We start from the raw sequence: 17025 nt of genomic DNA on the forward strand, positions 1-17025 counted from the left end.
GGCATGAGCGCGCCACGCGATGAGGGCCCTCGGGGGGCGGGCGGGAGCCGCTTTCAGCGGCGATCCGGGGGCGGCGCCGCGCCGTCCCCGTACATACCGACAGGACGAAGGAAGGAGCGGGGGTGGTCTCACGTGGATGGGATCCGACGCGGTCAGATATTCCTCGCGGGCCTCGACCCGGTGGTAGGCGGCGAGCAGGGCGGGGTGCGCCCGGTGCTCGTCATCCAGAACAACGCGGGCAATCGGCACGCGGGGGCGGTCATCGTCGCGGCGCTCACAAGCAGGTGCAAACCGGGTCTGCCGACGCACGTCGCGCTGCCCGCGGGAGCCGGCGGGGCGGGGGTCCGACGGTGATGCTCGAGCAGATCAGGACGATCGACAAGTCCCGGCTCCTGCGGTCGATCGGCTCGCTCGACCGGGCGCCCATGCGGCGCGTGGACGCGGCGATCGCGGTGAGCCTCGGCCTCAGGGGGACGGCCGGCGTCATGACCCTCTGCGGGCGGTGCGCCCGGACGTTCCGCAACGACGGCGGGTACGAGGTCACGCGCGTCGACCCCGGGCAGCGTTCGGGCGAGTCGTGCGCGTACTGCGGCTCGCGGCCCGGCTTCGACTACTTCGTCGAGAAGGGGGCGGGGACACCGTGATGCACAGCTGTCAAGGGTGCAATCGCACGCCTCGCATCATGGCGTCCCGCCTCTTCTCAAATGAGGATATGGCGTGGCGCAAGGCGGTGCCGGATGCGCGCGAAGCATGGCCGGGTGACCACCATGTCCGCGCATAAGTGCCCAGTCGAGGCTGACGAGCGACTCCTCGCGGATGCCGACCCCGAGAGGATTTTCATCGACGCCCTCTCAGGCTTCCCCTACCTTATGACGCCCGCCCAGGTCGCGTCGTTCACCCAAACGACCCCGGCGGGCGTCCGCAAGCTCCTCGCAGGCGGGGAGCTCCAGGGGAGCAGAATGGGCGCACGCTGGGTCATCCCGAAGGTCTGTCTCCTGCGCTACCTGAACGGGAACCGCCAGTAGGCGGGCGACTGACGGGAGGGCCTATGGTGAGGCTGAGGTGTGACAAGCCGTATAACGTGGACGAGGCGAGGAAGCGGAAGGGGCTGCCGAGAAGAAGCGCGCGAACCCCAAGACGACGTGCTACGAGCTAGCGATCAGGATACCCGACGAGTACCAGACCGTCATGGGCCGAAAGAAGGTCACCAAGACCGTCTACGCGCTCAACAAGAAGGATGACCTGCGCACCCAAGTGCACGACTTCGAGGACGAGCAGAACGCGAAGCTCGAAGCCCTGCTCGGCAAGGTGCAGATAAGGACCGAGGCCAGATCATCCCTTACAGGCGAGAGCTCGCTCGCCGCTTACATAGATCGCTATGTTGAGCTTCGAAGCTCCGGGGCGATCTCGAGGCAGACGCTCACGAGCGAGAAGCGCTACGCCCAGTATGTCGAGGCGTCGATAGGCGACGTGGCGCTTCGGCTTCTGAGCTCCGAGGACGTCGAGCGCTGCATCCTTGCCGTCCCAAGGCTCTCGAAGGAGTGGGCGCTGGAGAAGAGGCGCGAGTACGAGGAGAACAGGCGCAGGCTCGAGCGCGAGGGCAACCATCGAGTGAAGAAGCCGTTCGGCCCCCTGCGGGTTGGAGGGCCCGACCTCCAACACAAGGTCCTCAAGTTCCTCCGGGAGGTTTTAAACGACGCTGTCGACCGTGAGGTCATCGACCGCAACGTGGCGAAGTCTCGATTCCTCTCGAAGAACTTCAGGAAGGGCCGCCCGCTCATAGACCCTCTTTCGGAGGAGGAGGCTGCCCGTTTTCTCGCCGAGGTCAAGGCGCTCCCTCTGTGCTCCTTCAAGGTCGAGGTGCTGCTCCTCTTTTCGAGCGGCATGAGGCCGGAGGAGATGTTGGGCGTGCGCCCGAGCGGGCTCTCCCTCCGTGGGGCGCCTTCGGCCCGAATCACAGGTGCCGTGCGGCGCGACAGCAACGAGGTCGAGGAGTACACGAAGACGAGCACGTCGCGTCGGACCGTCCCGCTCGACGACTACACCGCCGAAGCGGTCGGCGAGTGGCTCGACCTGAAGCGGAGGCGGCTGAGGGGAATGGGAATCAGGTCGGTTGACGGGCTGCCCGTCGTTGCGGAGCTCGACGCGGTCAAGCCGTACAGCTCCTTCATCAACGAGTGGCACAAGTTCATCGAGAAGACCGGGTTCGACGGCACGAGGCCCTATGCGCTCAGGCACACCTTTGCCACCCTCAATCTCGCCTACGGGGAGAACATCAAGACCATCTCGGTCGTCCTTGGCCACGCGACCCCGTCGTACACCCTCGACCTCTATGTCGGGTACATACCGTCGACAAGCGCTGAACTCTCGAACCGCTACATGGGCAGGGTTGAGGCAGTCGCCGCGTGAGCCGTTTTCGTGCGGATCGTGCTCGTTTCCGCGGCGATGCCTTGTCCTGCGAAAACGGGCACGGTATACTATCCCCTGCGCCGGTCCTTCCGGCGAAGACGCACGCGGGCGTCGCCAAGTGGTAAGGCCCCAGCTTCCCATGCTGGTATCCGCGGGTTCGAATCCCGTCGCCCGCTCCATATGAGGGATGGGCCCGGCGCCAATGCGGCATCGGGCCTTTTTCGTGTGTTGATATCGTGGCTCTTTTTCTTGCGATTGCCGAGGTGCCGGCCAAGAGCGCGGCACGTTACGATGGCTTTACCAGCGGAAATCAGAAACCGATCAGAAAGTGGTCAAACGTCTGTGAGACCGCGGGCATATTCCGCGTGAAATCTGTAAGACGCGAGCGGGATACTCGGGCCTGTAGGACAGAGCAGATGTGGAGGTCATGAGGGGTGACCGGGTCTTCTTGAGCGCGCGGGCAGAAGCGGCTATAGTAGCTAGGTCCTTTCCTGCCCCGAGCGCACCTTCACGACCCGGGGCCTTATGCCCAGAGGAGGTGACCACATGAAGGCTTATGAACTGCTGTTTTTTGTCAATCCTGCACTCGATCCCGAGACTCGTCTCGCGGTGATGAAGCGTATCGACACCACGATTGCTGAGGGCAACGGCACGGTTGACAAGGTTGACGAGTGGGGCAAGCGCAAGCTCGCCTACGAGATCAACGACCTCACCGAAGGTGATTACACCCTCATCAACTTCCACGCAGACCCGGCGCAGATCGCCGAGCTCGACCGCGTTCTCCGCATCACCGATGCGGTGGAGCGTCACATGATCGTCCGTCGCGACGACATGGAGTAAATGCGTTTGGAAGGTCGCGCGGCGCCGATGCCAGCGCGACGCCGGGCTGTGCGGCATGAGCGCGGCCCATCTTTGAGAGGTAGTGAATTCACATGAGCATCAACCGAGTGAACATCTCCGGCAACCTCACCCGCGACCCCGAGGTCCGCATGACCTCCGGCGGCACGCAGGTGCTTTCGTTCGGCGTGGCGGTCAACGACCGTCGCCGCAACCCGCAGACCGGCGAGTGGGAGGACTACCCCAACTTTGTCGACTGCACCATGTTCGGCTCCCGGGCGGAGGCCGTGAGCCGCTACCTCGCCAAGGGCAGCAAGGTCGCCATCGAGGGGAAGCTCCGCTACTCCTCGTGGGAGCGCGACGGTCAGCGCCGCAGCAAGCTCGAGGTCATCGTCGATGAGATCGAGTTCATGAGCCGCGGCCAGCAGGGCCAGCAGGGTCAGGGTGGCTACGCCCCGGCTCCGCAGGCAGGCTACGCTCCGGCACCTCAGCCCCAGCAGCCCCAGGCACCCGTCCAGGCTCCGCCTGCGGTGGATGTCTACGATGAGGACATTCCGTTCTAGTATCCGCTTGGCGGAATGTCGGTAAGGTAAGGCGGCCGGCAGAGAGCCGCGCCGCAGGCGAAAGCGCCCACGCTTCGCCAGAAGAAAGGTATTTTGACATGGCTAAGGCTAATGATTTTGCAGCACGTCAGCCGCGTCGTAAGTACTGCCAGTTCTGCAAGGAGGGCACTGAGTACATCGACTACAAGGATACTCAGCTCCTCCGTAAGTACATGACCGACCGCGGCAAGATCAAGCCGCGTCGCGTCACCGGCGCTTGCACGCAGCATCAGCACGATATCGCGAACGCCATCAAGCGCGCCCGCGAGATGGCCCTGCTGCCGTACACCGTTCCCGTGGTTTCTTCCCGCGGTGAGCGTCGTCGCGGCTAGTGGCGCTTGACTAAAGGAGATCTCATGAAAGTCATTCTTCTTGGTGAGATCAAGGGCAAGGGTGGCGAAGGCGACGTCGTAGACGTGGCCCAGGGCTACGCCGAGAACTACCTCTTCCCGAAGAAGCTCGCCGTTGCGGCTACCAAGGGCAACCTCAAGCAGCTCGAGGAGCGCCGCAACAACATCGCTAAGCGCGAGGCCGTCCGTATGGCGGACGCCAACACGCTCAAGGAGACCCTCGAGGGCAAGCAGGTCACCGTCGACGCCAAGGTTGGCGACGAGGGCATCCTGTTTGGCTCGGTGACCGCCGCTATGATCGCCGACGCGATCAAGGATCAGCTGAACGTCGAGGTCGACCGCAAGCGCGTCGAGCTCGGTAAGCCGATCAAGGTTGCCGGCACCCACCAGGTCGACATCTCGCTCTATCGCGAGGTGCGCGCCACGGTCACGGTTCTCGTGGGCGTGGACGCCGCGGAGGCCGCTGCTGAGGTTGAGGCTGAGGCCGAGACCGCTGAGGCCGAGGTCGCCGAGGTTGAGACCGAGGAGGCCGCCGAGTAGCGAACGCTCTCGGTGAAACCGATTCTGGTTAGAAGGGGCTGCAGCTCTGCGCTGCGGCCCCTTTTGCTATGCGCGGTGTCCGCACGGCGTGGCGCGGCGGCGTTTTACAGGCTGCGAGCGTAGGAGACGAGGCCCTCGCGTGCATCGGCGGGGGCGATGATGCGCATGGCTCCGCCGGCAGCGAGCACATGGTCGTAAAGCCAGGGCAACGAGCTGGTGCGTACCGTAAAGCGCGTGCTGCCGTCTGCCAGCGGGCGTGCCTGCTCAATACCGCTCCATGCGGGGACGGGCTTGTCGGGTGCGATTTCGAGCTCGATGGCGGTCCCGCTCGCGCGCAGGCTGTCCGCCACAGCGGGAACAGCGCACGTCGCGCTGCGCGCAGGCTCGTCAAGAACCTCGACGCGGCCGATTCGCTCAAGGCGATAGCGGCGCGGGGCGTTCTTCTCGACATCTTGGGCAAGCAGGTAGGCGCCGTCGCCGGTGACGTCGATGGAGAGCGGGTCGACTACGCGCTCGCGCGGTGCCGTCTCGCCGTGGGAGCGGTAGGAGATGCGGCAGCGCCGATGGCCTTCAAGAGCGCGCCTGAGCGCGGGGTAGTGCGTGCCAAACGAGGTCGAACCGGCAACGAGGGGAGCGTCGCCGCCCGTGTGCGCAAGGGGCAGGAGTGCACGGCTCAGGCGGTCGCGCACGTTGGCATCGAGCGCGAGCGAGCCCATGACGTGCGCCAGAACGGCGCCCTCGCCCAGGCTTAAGCGAAGCGGTGTGAGGTGCGCCCCGTCGCCGGCAAGCACGATGTCGCCATGGTCGCGAAAGATGACCGCGCGAGCACCGCTCTCGCGGTCGGCAAGGGCTGAGATGAGCTCGATTGCCTCGTCCAGCTGGGCATCTGTACAGGCGAGCTGACGAGCTGCCTCGTTGGCAGCTACGAGCGAGTCCTCTGTGGAGGAGAGAAGCTCGAGCAGCCGAATGGCCCGGTCAACGCGGGTGTCGGAGAGGGTGAGCGCGGTGTTGCGCTGCTGCTTGCGCGGCTTACGAGGCATGTGCGGCCACCGTCCTCTCAATATGCGCTCGCCATGCGTCGACGAGAGGCGCGGGTCCCTGGGGGCGCATGCCATCGTGCGCGTGCGAAAGGGCAAAGGCTGCCGCCGCATTCACATCGCGCGCCTCCACCGTCCAGCTCCAGGTGCCGTCGGCCTCGCGCTGGGCGCGCCCGCGTCCGTAGGTAATCGCCTGCACCTCTGCCTCGGTGCGCTCGGCGGGTAGGGTGAACACCGCCGTTGCCGTGGGGCCACTTGCGAGGTCAAAAGGCAAAAACAGATAGGCCCGGGCGTCGAACCCATCGGGGATTTCATAGGGGCTGCCGAGTGCACCAAGGCGCGCGATGCGGTCGATGCGAAACGTGCGGACCTCGCCAGATGCATCGTCGAGCGCGGCGATGTAGCCGGCAGACTCGTGTGAGAAGATGCCGTACACCGCAATCACGCGCTCCGATTGTTTGCCGGCGGCATCGGTGTAGCGCATCTTGATCGTTCGGCGGAGCGAGAAGGCGGTCCACAGCGCGTCGGTTATGGCGTCGCGCGCGGTGCAATCGCGCCTCGTTGCTCCGTCTTCAACCGACAGCTCACCCTCCACCGCTTCGAGAGATTCGAGCGCCTTGGTGCGGATTGCCCTCAGCGGCGGCTCGAACGGCGAGCCCGGCACGGCGAGGTGGGCGTCGATGGTGGCCACGAGCAGGCGCGCGTCCTCTTCGCGCACGAGGCCGCCGGTGGCAAAGGTGCGCGCGCGGTCGAGCGCCCATGCGCTCTGCTCGGTTTCGGAAGAGCCGGGGGTCTTAAGCTCGGCGATATACACGCCGCGCTCTTCGAGTTTCTCGCGATCGCGTCTGAACTTACGCAGGTCTGAGGCGCGGTTGCCCGACCCGTAACCAAGGTCCGAGTCAGAGACAATCTCCTCGGTGGCAAGAGGGCGCACGGCGGCATTGAGCACAAACAGGAGGTTCAGCAGGCGCTGAGCCGTCTCGTCGACGGGCATCGGCTCGGGGTCGTCATGCGCCTCGGCTGCGTGTCGATCTGCCATTGCGGCCTCCCTCCGTGCGGTTGTGCGGGCAACGCTCAAGGGCGCTCGCGGCGCCTGTCTCGGTGCCCCATTCTAGACGATGCGCCCGCTGCGGCGCGCGCCATCGCGTTCTCACCATAACGGGTGGGTCGATAGCTGCAGAAACAGCAAACTCGCGCTATACTTTCGACTACATACGGAGAATGCCTCGCCCCCGGCGGGAGCATCTGAGAACACAGCGATGCGGAGTCCCCTATGGCTAACGTCCGCCCTTATATCAACCACCTGCTCCAGAGCTCGGGCATCACGCCCGCATGCAGCGAGGAGGAGCGCCTTGCCGCCGAGGACCTGGCGCAGATTTTCCGCAACCACGGCTTCGAGCCGGAGCTGCAGGAGTTCAGCGCTTCGGGCTCAAAGAAGATCGTGAACGCGGTCTTGGGCGTGCTTGTCTTTTTGGGCGCCCTGCTCATGGGCATCGGCGGTGCTATCGGCTTCATCGGCATTCTGTTGGCCATCGCCGGCGGTGTGCTCTTTACGCTCGAGCGCATGGGCAAAACGTCGCTGTCGAGCATTGGTGCGGCGGGTCTCTCCCAGAACGTGATTGCCTACCACAAGGCGTCCGGCCCGCTTGCCTCGCCGCGCAACCGCCCCGTTGTGGTGGTCGCCCACTACGACTCTCCGCGCGCCGACCTGCTCTCGCAGATGCCCTACGCGGCGTACCGACCGCTGATCGTCAAGCTCCTGCCTTACGCCATGCTGGCGCCTGCGGTTATCTCCATCGTTCGCCTGCTGCCGCTTCCGGGCGCACTTAAGGTTGTCCTCTGGGTCCTCGCGATCGTCGCTGCGCTGGTGCCCCTCGCGGCCGCGGTTGCCACGTTCGCCAACCGCTTCGTGCTGCCCTACACCTCCGGCGCGGTGTGCAATAAGTCCTCCGTTGCCGCCATGCTCGGTGTGATGAACGCCGTCGCCCCGTTTAAGGGCGACAAGGAGTTCCCCGCTGACGTTCCGTTCAAGAAGTACATGCGCGAGCAGCGTCGTGCCGCCGAGGCTGCGGCCCGTGCCGCTGCTGAGGCCGCTGCTGCGGAGGCTGCCGCCAAGGCGGCCAAGCATGGCGAGCCCGTTGAAGACGTTGCCGCCGCTGGCGTTGCCACTGCCAACGTTGCCGCTGTTGACGAGGCGCCCGAGGGTGCCGCTGTCGATGCTACCGAGGTGGCCGAGGCCGCGCTTGGGGCTACGCTCGTTGGTGCTGCCGCGGGTGCGATTGCCGAGGGCATTGCCAATGCCGACGAGGCGCCCGAAGCTGAGGGCGAGGCCGACGCCGACGCGTTTGCAGAGGAGACGGCAGGGCCCGAGGATCTCTACGTCGATGCTGCCTACGATGAGGCTGACGAGGAGCCAGTGGAGGAGCCTGCCCCTGTGGAGGCTGCCCCTGCGGAGCCCAGCATTCTCAACGCCGCCGGAAACTATCGCTTTGGTGAGGAAACCATCCGCTCGCTCGGAATGGTTTCCAAGTCCTGTGTTCTCGAGTATGAGGAGCCCGCGGTTCCCGAGCCCGTGGCGGAGCCCGCTCCCGCGCCTGCCCCTGCTCCTGTTGAGGACGAGGCCGAGCAGGAGACCGAGGCCGAGGCGAGCGATTTTGCCGAGGACGAGGTTGCCGACGAGGCAGACGTTTATGCCGACGCCTACACCGACGACGAGGAAGACTACCTCGGCGACGATTACGACGACTATGACGATGATGGCCACGGCAGTTACGCGGATGCGAACGATAACTTTGAGGACGCGGGCGAGGACGAGGACGACGACTATGACGGTGAGTTCTCCGACTTTGCCTATCAGCCTTCTGCCTACGATACGAACGGCCTCGCACGTTTCGGCGGTGGTGCTACGGGTATCGCGGGAGCACTCTCTGCGGTAGGTGCCGGTGCGTCACGCTTCTTTGGTGACGCGCTCAATCGTGGTAGGGAAGCCCTGCGTAACCTCGAGGACACCGCTCGCGATATGGCCGGGCGCTTAGGTTCTTCTGCCGAGCGCGTGGACGATTTTGCCGATGAGCGTTCCGAGCTCGATGAGCAGGAGCTGTTCTCCGATCAGACTATCGGGTTCGACAATGATGAGGAAGATCTCGAGGGTGAGGAGGTCTCAACGGTCGACCAGCCGACCGTTGCGTACGAGGCCATCCCGGATACGGCGCTTTCAGCGACCGAGGCCATCGACACCGCGCCCGAGCTGTCTTCTGTCGGCCAGACCACGGAAAGCACGGCGGTCTTCACTCCGGTTTCTACTGAGGATGATGGCGATGTCGTCGACGACGAGGTAGATTCCAATCTTTCAGCGGAGACGGTAGAGGATGCTTTGCCGGAGGATGAGAGCTACGTGGCTACTGCCGAGGATCTCGCTGGTGAGGATTACGCCGTCGACGAATCTGCCGATGGAGGCCCCGTCAATGGGGATAGTGCCGCTGAGATTTCCATGACGAGCAAGGTGTCTGAGGATGAGCCCGAAGACGCTGTCGATCCGATGGATCTCCCCTCGTTTGAGGTATCGTCGGAGGTTTCCGACGATACCGTCACCACTAATGAGGACGCGAGCACAGGTCCGTTTCTGGGTGAGACGGCAGCATTTACGACGCCGTCTTCCGAGATGATGTCCACTGCGGCGGGACCCGCTTCGCAGAGCGTCCCTGTTGCGCCCAACCTTGGCGATACGATGGATGCGCTCGTGGCGCAGCTTGACCCGTCCGATATGCCGCGACAACGCCCGAGCATGGTCATTCCTGACCCTCAGCATCCCTCGCTAAATCAGCCAGTTGTTGCTAGTCGGTCGTCGCTGTTTGATCTTCCCGATCCCTCGGCGCCCGAGGTGGATCCCTTCGCGCCGCAGAGTGCTACGGGGTCGCTGCCCGCGGTCGCCCGTTCCGAAGCGCCCGGCAAGCGTCGCTCGTTCAACGTAATTGACCCTGCCGCGGCTCCGTCGCCTACACCCTCTGCCCCCGTCACGGCTCCTGCCACCGCAACGGGTGCTTTCGAGGTGATCTCCTCCGACGCGCCGATGGTGAGCTATCAGAAGGAGGAGAAGCGCCATGGCCTTGGCGGCCTCTTTCGTCGCAAGAAGAAGGATGAGTCCTCCATGAGCGAGTACTTGGGTGTCGACGATGATTTCGACGCCAAGCGTTCCGGTCGCAACATTGGCTCGTGGGAGAACTTCGAGGATGATGGCTGGAAAGGTGGCGCAGCCGGTGCTGCGGGCGTCGGGGCTGACGAGCTTCGTGATGCGGTGACCTCGCTTGGTGATGACGAGCTTCTCGGACATGATATCTGGTTTGTGGCAACGGGCGCATCTGAGTACGGAAACGCCGGGCTTGAGGCGTTCCTCGCCTCCCATCGTGATAAGCTGCGCGGCGTGTTCCTCATCAATCTCGAGTGCGTGGGCGCGGGTCAGCTCGCCATGCTTGCAACTGAAGGAGATCGGCGTGTGCTTAAGGGCGATAAGCGCATCATGAATCTGGTGAGCCGCGTTTCCTCGGCACTCCATCACGAGATCGGCTCTGTTGAGATGCCCTATCTCGCTACCGACGCATATGTGGCAATGAACATGAGCCTGCGCTCACTCACCATAGCTGGCGTGGAGGGTTCTTGCCTTGCATGCTCGCATAGCGAGGAAGACCTGCCGATTAACCTCGATGTGGATAATATCAATCGCGTAGCTGACGTTGTGACCGAGGTCATTCGTCGCTCGTAATTAGGGAGAGGGGGCACCGTGCTCAGATATATCAAGGAGCATTGGCTCATCTATTTGATCGGCGTAGCGGTTGCCGTTGCGCTTGGGCTCAGCGCCTCCTATGTTGTCGGTGTAATCGGGTCGACGCCCGTTGACGTACGGGCGGAGCGTCGCGAGAGCGAGCAGCAGCGCGAGAATGAGCTCAGCAGCGTCGATGAGGGCCTGAACGATTTCTCCGGTGAGGTCGTTGATGAGGCAGGAGAGGTTGCTGCGGACTGAGCGTGTTCTCACGCCGTCGCCGTGAAGATGACGAGGGTGCGCCCCGCTGAGCGGGGCGCATTTTGTGAGCAGGTCACAAGGGTAAGTATTCGGGCGCAAGATGCGGCCTGAGTTTCCCATCGCGTCGAGCGCGCGCTTGCTTGCTGTGCCAGATCGTATACGAGGTGCGCGCATTTATCGTCCGTAAGGTCAAACTGCTGTATCGCTGCAAACCGCTTATCAACCTGTAGGGCACATAGCGGGCGGAACTTTGTTACTTGGCCCCGAGCATCGTGCCAGGCAGCGTTTCCAATCGACGAGAAGATGTCAGGCAAGTACGCGCGGTGAAGCGGACCGAACATGGCGCTGCTGCCAAAAGCGCTGTGAGCATACACCATGAGATGGGAGCCGTCCGGGTTCGTGCGTCGATCGAGAAAGGGGCACCCCATAGGGGATGGGGCGCCCCAGGCGTCGTGTGTGAGGAAATAATCGTCGGGATCTTGGGCGCTGAGCTCCATGACAGGATAGGCGATATCTGTGCCTGCGACTTCAAGCCAAGCGCAGGCGTGTGAAACGTTGTCGCCGTCAAGTGATGTCATCACCTCAGCGGCGCTTTGGTACGCGACGGTGTCTTGCAGGCGCATGTAGGGGATCTCGCCCAGGGACGCGATGCCGGCGCTTATGCCGGCGCAGATGCAGAGGCCGACGCTGGTTATGCGTACGAGATTTCGCAACGGTTTTCTACCGCGTTCGCGGCTCTGGGCAGGATCCACGTATCCTCCTATCGTGCCCGGCGGTTACGTTTGGGGTGTCCGCCTTTTCGCGCAGGCGTCGCCGCGAGACCGATGCCGATAATAAGGCCCATGCTGAGCAGGATTGGCCAGATGCTGAAAGTCCCCGTTTGAGGCAGATCGGGCGCCGGGTTTTCTTCCGGCTCGCTTTCTTTGATGGAGACTGTTTGGTTTGCATCGTTAAGGTCGGCGTGCTCGGCAACGAGGCGCCTGCTGTCCGGTTTCGAATCATCGACTAGATATAGCCGTTCGAACGCCACGATATCGTGGCCCGAGAGCTCCGCGGCGTCTATGTGAAATCCCATCTCAATGGCGGCCTCGCGCTTATGAGGTGCAAAGACAATGGACTCGCTCAACTCGTCTCCGTCGGCGTTGCGTAAGGGTTGTCCGCTTTCGCGGTCATAAAGCGTGCCGACCAGAACGTGTTCGACATCGCATTCGAGTCCAGAGAACGTGACGGTATCAATCAGCTTGACGAATCCGGGCGCCGCCTCATGCGTGCCTGCATCCGCATTGACGAGTGCAGTAGAAATGCGGGGGAGCGCCTCGACCGGAGTCTGTTCGACGCGGTCCTCGTCATTATCTTCGAGGCGCTCGTGCTCCTCGATGTTGCCTCCGTTGCGGTAGAGCGCCACGGAGGCGGAGTTCTCGAGCCCGCTGCCGGCACGGTACGAGTCCGTGACTGCCATGTGGAGCGTGAGCGGAGACCCAGCCTCGTCCTCCCCGATGCCCTCGATGTCGTCGTGGGCGTCCTTGAGGCCGTCGCGGTCCCAGCCGCCGGCGCGCGTGGTGAAGCCCTCCTCGACACGGCCGTACTCGAGGCGCACGGCGGTCACGGTCTCCCCGTCGGCAAGCCCCAGGTCGGAGACGCTGAGCTCGGTCGCCTCGGTGGCGGAGAGGTCCGCCGCCCAGAGGCGCCAGCCCGTGTAGTCGATGACCCGGCCGTCGTCGCCTAGGCGCTCGGCGGTCGTCTCGTCGGAGAGCCAGGGGTTGTCGTGCCCGTCGCCGAGCGTGGCGTTGGCGCCGCTCGGGTCGACGTAGTCGGCGGGGGTTGCGCTCGTCTTGTACCACACGTTCACGAGGCCGTCGTAGTCCTCGCCGGCGGAGGCCGTGGTGATGCTCGTGAGCTCCGCGAAGCCGTCGGCGACCGCTTGGAGCTCGTCGGTCACGGTGAACTCGTCGACCCAGGTGCTGCTCGTGCTGCGGAAGTCGACCGTGTAGTCGTAGCTGCCGTCCTCGGAGACCGTGACGGGGGCATTGTTGCTGCCGCCCTCATCGGCCGTCGCGTCGGCGTCGGTGTAGGGGTGCGTCGGGTCGGCGATCTGCTGGCGCTTGTCGATCTCACCGCTAATCTCGATGGGCTCGTCGTACATGACCACGCGCTGGACCTCGCCGGTCTCCTCGACCGTGAATTCGACTGCGGTCGCCTCGTCGTAGGCGTGGGGCGTCATCTCCTCGACGAGCGTGTAGTCGCCGGGGGCGAGGGCCTCGATCCGGTGCTCCTCCTCGGTGGAGACCCAGGTGTCGACGACGTTGCCCTCGGAGTCGAGGACGGTGAGCGTCGCCCCGGGGATCTCGTCCTCGTTGGTGATGTCGCGCTTGGAGAGGTCGACCTTGGTGAAGTCGTCCTCGATGTGGATGCCGTAGCTCGGCTGCCCCTCGGTCATTCCGTTGCGGTCAACCGTGAAGTAGTGGACCACGCCGTCGGGGAGGAACCCGTCCGGCGCGGACGTCTCCCAGATCCGGTAGCTGCCCTCGGCTAGGTGGCGGATCGTTATGAGGCCGTCATCGCCGGTCGTGACCGTCTGCGGCGCGGTCCCGTCGGCGAGCAGCGCGGGAAGCTCTGTGAGCGAGCACTCCTCGCCAAGCCCGTAGACCTTCGTCTCCCCCGCGATGAGGTTGATACCGCCGGTGTCCTCGCCGTCGACCGCGACCCGGTAGGTTCTGGGCTCGAGGGACGTGGCGACGCAGGCGCCGAGATCCTCGTCGTAGGCTACCTCGACGGTCTCGGAGACCCGGCCGTCCGTCGCGAGGGCCGAGGTGATCCCCGTGAAGAAGCTCTCCGATACGGTGAGCGTGTAGGACGTGTCGGCTGCAAGCTCGAGCTCGTCGTCGCCGTCGAACTCCGCCGCCTCGCCGGTCTCGGGGTCGAGGAGCTCGAGGGCGTACTTGCCCGGATCGAGCGCGACGGTGCCAGCCTCCACAGCGAAGCTGGTGCCGTCCTCCCCGGTGAGTGTGGCGGCGAGGGAGTCGGGAATCTCGACCGCGAGCTCCGCGTAGGCGGCCGGCGACGAGAGCTCGATCTTGTGCCCGGCGCCGTCGGCGTCGACCGCGAGGGCGGCCATGCCCTCGTCGGGCGTCACGGCGAGCTCGTCATCGGCGCTCCACACCGCGAACTCCGCCCCGGGGAGGGCGTCGCTGTGGCCCATGACCGTCTTGTCGAGCACGATCTCGGTCGGGGCGTCTGAGACCTCCACGCCGACCTCCACGAGCGGGGTCTCGGCGTTGGCGTAGGCAAGCGTGAACTCGTGCGGCGTCTCGTCGAGCACGTGCCCCGCGGGCGGGACGGTCTCGACGAAGGCGTAGGTCGCGGATCCCGCGCCCAGGTAGAGGTCCTTGGTGGTCGCCTTGCCGTCCTCGCCGGTCACGACGTGGTCGGCGACCTCGCCCTCGACCGCGCGGACGGTCCCGTCGGGGGAGATGACGTCCTGCATCGCGACGACGTCGAACTCCGCGCCGGCGAGCGTGCCGGCGCAGCCCTCGTCATGTACGTGCTCGCCATCGAGCTCTCCATCGGTGCAGGTCTTGGTGACGGTCGCACGGCCCATGGCCTGCTCGTCGGGGAATGCGACCGCGGCGAGCGGGGCGGCGACCGCGGTACCGGAAATCTCGATCTCGAGGTCCTCACCGCCGAGGAGATACACCGGCGAGGCGGCAGTCTCACGGATGTAGTAGGTTCCGGCCTGAAGCGGCTCGGGCAAGGTCACCGATCCTGTCTCATCGGTGGCGAACTCGGAGAGCTCGACATGATTGGGGTACCATGCCTCCTGCGTGATGGGGTTCTTGTCCTTATCGAGGAGCTGGAACGTGAAGCCGGCGGCAGGGACCGTGAGGCCGGTCTCGGCGTCGGTTTTCACAATTCGGAGTCTGCCTTGCACCTGCGCGTTGTCCACGATGTAGTGCAGCGTGGCACCGTCGACCATCTGGTCGGGCCCAATCTGCCACTCGTCCGCCGCGGCGAAGCCTTCGGGCGTCGTTGAGGCGTCCTCGCGTACGGTATAGCCTTTGGCGTCGTAGGGCAGCGCGCCAGAGATTTCCCCATTGCGTTCGCCTTCCCCGAACCAGAGGCCGTCTGTCGTGGCCTTGCCGTTCTCGTCGGTTACGAGGGAGCCCACGACCTTACCGGTGGTGTTGCTCACGATCTCGAAGCGCACGCCCCCAGCGGCTTGCTGGAGGCCGGAGCCCTCCTCGCCCGTGTCGAGGTACTTTACGAGTTCGATGTCGAAGGCGATCGGGTGTTCAACAAAATCGTCCTCTGGTTCGAGCACAAATGTGCCGGCATCCGTTATCTGTCCCGCATGGACAACGTAAGTGTGGACCGTGCTGTCGAGCTTGTAGCCCTCAGGCGCTTCGTCCTCCATCACTCGTATGCTGCCCAAGGGGATGCGATTGAAGCTGGCGTGCCCGGCGCTGTCGGTCGTTGCGGTATGGGTGTCGCCGTTGGCATCGATGAGCTTGTATACTGCGCCTTCGAGCGAGGCGCCCGGCTGGGGTGCGCCGCCGGTTGCAGAGTCCTTTTTCGCGATGCGCAGCGTGACGGTGCCGGGCTCGTCGGTGAGAGTAACGGAGGAGGACGCACTGCCGGTCGCAAATGCGATGCGCTCAGGGTTTTTCGCAAACCCAACGGGCGCCTGCTTCTCCACAGCGTAATAGCGCTCGTTTGCATCGAGCCGATAGCTGGCGTGGCCTGCGTCGTCAGTAGTGATAGTCGTCATGTGCTTGTCGTCCGAGGCCCGGAATATCTCATAGACCGCTCCAGCGTAGGCATATTCTTCGTTGCCGTCGCTTACGGTCGCATCCGCTGACACTTTCGTAAAGGTAACGGTCACATGTGGGGCATCGGGCAGGGCGACGGTACTGCCGCTGCCGGTGTTGAACGCGATCTTCTCCGGGTTCAACGTGAAACCTTCCGGGGCGTTGGTCTCTACGGCGTAGTAATCGGTGTTGGGTTTAAGGTGTAGCATGAACGTTCCATCATCACCGGTTGTGTAGGAGCCAACCTTCGTTCCATCGTTCATAAAGATGTCGTAACCGGCTCCAGCAGTTGAGTAGCCCTCAACCGTTACATCAACCTGCGGAAGGGAGCTTACCTTTCGAAACGTCACCGGAACATATGGCTCCTCGGGCAGCACGACGTTTGCTGTGTCACCAGCGGTAAACGAGATGCGTTCGGGATTGAGCACATAGCCTTTTGGCGCCTTGGTTTCTTGTGCGTAATACGACTCCCCTGCCTTGAGCGTTATTGAGGCGCGACCGTCGGCATTTGTGGTGATTGTGCCGGCAAGTGTGTCATCCTGCGTGCGGCGGATCTCGTAGGTTGCTCCAGCGAGGCTGTAGAACGTTCCCGTTGTGTTGACCTCGGGCATGGAAGAGGCTTTCTGAAAGTCTATCTCAATGGTGTGCTGTGTTTTGATGACGAGAAACCCTGTTGCGGGGCTTTTCGGTGTTATCTGGGAAATCATGTTGCCCGGCTGGGAACCGGCAGTAAGGCCGTCGCCGTGGCTCGAGCTGTGCCAGAACTTGTCTTCAGAGGGCGTGTTGCCCCAAAAGAAGCCGATATGATAATCGTTTCCCGCCACTGCTCGATTGGTATCGATGAAGATGATATCGCCCTTCTCCAACACGCCGGAGGCGAGCATCTCTGCTTTGGTCGCGAAGCGGTAGGTCGCTACACCGTGGTCGAGCGCCCAGTAGTACCACTTGCGCGCGTTCGTATCGTTGCTCTTGTAGTCGGGGTTCGCGCCGTTCGCGAACGAGCGCCAGGTGGCAACGCCCGACACGTCGCCGCCGGCATCCATGATGACACGCGAGACAAAGCCCGCGCAGTTCATGTAGGCGCCCACGCCCGGTTTGGGACTGCCGTTGGGCCAGCGACAGTCCCAGTCGGCCTTGAGGCCGCCCTCGCCGTTGGGGCCGGTGTTGCCGTACGGCGTGCCCAGATAGTAGCTGTCTGACGCGTGCGCCTCGAGAACAGACTGGATGGTGCGCGTGCAGCCGAGGGCCTGGTCGATGGTGAGCGTGGTTGCCGCGCGGGCGCTTTGGCTGATAAGAAGCGCAGCGACGGTACAGCCGAGCAGAGCGAGCAAGAGGGGCAGAAGGCCCTTTAGGCGCACCCCGCGCCTCTTTGCCCTGCGTAGCGTTGGTTTTAGGTTGCGGCAATACGACCCTGGCGGCATAGCGGAT

14 protein-coding genes and 1 tRNA gene are annotated in these 17025 nt (G+C 64.0%); 11 read left to right on the forward strand and 4 right to left on the reverse strand.

Annotated features, from left to right (window positions below):
- Window positions 1-132 precede the first annotated feature (132 nt).
- The 9 genes from B5F89_RS10250 (at window position 133) to rplI (ending at window position 4738) form a co-directional block, all read left to right on the forward strand.
- Window positions 133-354, forward strand: a complete 222-nt coding sequence (locus B5F89_RS10250) for a type II toxin-antitoxin system PemK/MazF family toxin (protein WP_275532096.1) — start codon at window positions 133-135, stop codon at window positions 352-354.
- Window positions 354-644, forward strand: a complete 291-nt coding sequence (locus tag B5F89_RS10330) for a type II toxin-antitoxin system PemK/MazF family toxin (protein WP_275532097.1) — start codon at window positions 354-356, stop codon at window positions 642-644. Before B5F89_RS10250 ends, B5F89_RS10330 begins: the two co-directional genes overlap by 1 nt.
- A gap of 123 nt (window positions 645-767) precedes the next feature.
- The gene (locus B5F89_RS08175) at window positions 768-1025 is read left to right on the forward strand and encodes a helix-turn-helix domain-containing protein (protein WP_087431383.1); all 258 of its coding nucleotides are present in this window, start codon (window positions 768-770) and stop codon (window positions 1023-1025) included.
- 163 nt (window positions 1026-1188) lie between these two features.
- Entirely contained in the window at window positions 1189-2409 is a 1221-nt protein-coding gene (locus B5F89_RS08180; protein ID WP_204230652.1) for a site-specific integrase, read from the forward strand.
- Between the two features lie 104 nt (window positions 2410-2513).
- Window positions 2514-2588: transfer RNA gene (locus B5F89_RS08185), tRNA-Gly, on the forward strand.
- Window positions 2589-2955: 367 nt separating this feature from the next.
- Window positions 2956-3249 (forward strand): 30S ribosomal protein S6, encoded by a 294-nt coding sequence (rpsF, locus tag B5F89_RS08190; protein WP_087204219.1) that lies wholly within the window; start codon window positions 2956-2958, stop codon window positions 3247-3249.
- Window positions 3250-3341: 92 nt separating this feature from the next.
- Window positions 3342-3809 carry a single-stranded DNA-binding protein gene (locus tag B5F89_RS08195; protein WP_087431298.1) on the forward strand — a complete coding sequence of 156 codons (468 nt, stop codon included), beginning with the start codon at window positions 3342-3344 and terminating at the stop codon, window positions 3807-3809.
- A 98-nt stretch (window positions 3810-3907) separates the two neighbouring features.
- Window positions 3908-4180: a 30S ribosomal protein S18 gene (gene rpsR, locus B5F89_RS08200; protein WP_087204217.1), complete on the forward strand. Its 273-nt coding sequence runs from the start codon at window positions 3908-3910 to the stop codon at window positions 4178-4180.
- A 24-nt stretch (window positions 4181-4204) separates the two neighbouring features.
- Window positions 4205-4738 carry a 50S ribosomal protein L9 gene (gene rplI, locus B5F89_RS08205; RefSeq protein ID WP_087431299.1) on the forward strand — a complete coding sequence of 178 codons (534 nt, stop codon included), beginning with the start codon at window positions 4205-4207 and terminating at the stop codon, window positions 4736-4738.
- 104 nt (window positions 4739-4842) lie between these two features.
- Here rplI and B5F89_RS08210 read toward each other — a convergent pair whose 3' ends face one another.
- Together B5F89_RS08210 and B5F89_RS08215 are read right to left on the reverse strand one after the other, a co-directional pair.
- Window positions 4843-5778 (reverse strand): WYL domain-containing protein, encoded by a 936-nt coding sequence (locus tag B5F89_RS08210; RefSeq protein ID WP_158098450.1) that lies wholly within the window; start codon window positions 5776-5778, stop codon window positions 4843-4845.
- Complete coding sequence (locus B5F89_RS08215) at window positions 5768-6814, reverse strand: WYL domain-containing protein (RefSeq protein ID WP_239286723.1); 1047 nt, start codon at window positions 6812-6814, stop codon at window positions 5768-5770. The genes B5F89_RS08210 and B5F89_RS08215 overlap by 11 nt, the downstream gene beginning before the upstream one ends.
- 234 nt (window positions 6815-7048) lie before the next feature.
- Here B5F89_RS08215 and B5F89_RS08220 point away from each other — a divergent pair, with 234 nt between their 5' ends.
- Window positions 7049-10534, forward strand: coding sequence for a M28 family peptidase (locus B5F89_RS08220; protein WP_087431301.1), 3486 nt, complete (start codon window positions 7049-7051; stop codon window positions 10532-10534).
- Window positions 10535-10552: 18 nt separating this feature from the next.
- Window positions 10553-10792 carry a hypothetical protein gene (locus B5F89_RS08225; protein WP_087431302.1) on the forward strand — a complete coding sequence of 80 codons (240 nt, stop codon included), beginning with the start codon at window positions 10553-10555 and terminating at the stop codon, window positions 10790-10792.
- An 8-nt stretch (window positions 10793-10800) separates the two neighbouring features.
- Here the strand turns inward: B5F89_RS08225 and B5F89_RS08230 are convergent, their stop codons facing one another.
- Complete coding sequence (locus tag B5F89_RS08230; RefSeq protein ID WP_087431303.1) at window positions 10801-11544, reverse strand: class B sortase; 744 nt, start codon at window positions 11542-11544, stop codon at window positions 10801-10803.
- A gap of 8 nt (window positions 11545-11552) precedes the next feature.
- Window positions 11553-16955, reverse strand: a complete 5403-nt coding sequence (locus tag B5F89_RS08235; protein WP_087431304.1) for a SpaA isopeptide-forming pilin-related protein — start codon at window positions 16953-16955, stop codon at window positions 11553-11555.
- Window positions 16956-17025: the final 70 nt, after the last annotated feature.

The organism is Collinsella sp. An307 (assembly GCF_002161805.1).
Lineage (GTDB): Bacteria > Actinomycetota > Coriobacteriia > Coriobacteriales > Coriobacteriaceae > Coprousia.

Bases quoted from the DNA above. Each gene is read 5' to 3' on its own strand.
- B5F89_RS10330 (WP_275532097.1), top strand. From the start codon at position 354: ATGCTCGAGCAGATCAGGACGATCGACAAGTCCCGGCTCCTGCGGTCG.
- B5F89_RS08175 (WP_087431383.1), top strand. From the start codon at position 768: ATGTCCGCGCATAAGTGCCCAGTCGAGGCTGACGAGCGACTCCTCGCG.
- B5F89_RS08180 (WP_204230652.1), top strand. From the start codon at position 1,189: ATGGGCCGAAAGAAGGTCACCAAGACCGTCTACGCGCTCAACAAGAAG.
- rpsF (WP_087204219.1), top strand. From the start codon at position 2,956: ATGAAGGCTTATGAACTGCTGTTTTTTGTCAATCCTGCACTCGATCCC.
- B5F89_RS08195 (WP_087431298.1), top strand. From the start codon at position 3,342: ATGAGCATCAACCGAGTGAACATCTCCGGCAACCTCACCCGCGACCCC.
- rpsR (WP_087204217.1), top strand. From the start codon at position 3,908: ATGGCTAAGGCTAATGATTTTGCAGCACGTCAGCCGCGTCGTAAGTAC.
- rplI (WP_087431299.1), top strand. From the start codon at position 4,205: ATGAAAGTCATTCTTCTTGGTGAGATCAAGGGCAAGGGTGGCGAAGGC.
- B5F89_RS08210 (WP_158098450.1), bottom strand. From the start codon at position 5,778: ATGCCTCGTAAGCCGCGCAAGCAGCAGCGCAACACCGCGCTCACCCTC.
- B5F89_RS08215 (WP_239286723.1), bottom strand. From the start codon at position 6,814: ATGGCAGATCGACACGCAGCCGAGGCGCATGACGACCCCGAGCCGATG.
- B5F89_RS08220 (WP_087431301.1), top strand. From the start codon at position 7,049: ATGGCTAACGTCCGCCCTTATATCAACCACCTGCTCCAGAGCTCGGGC.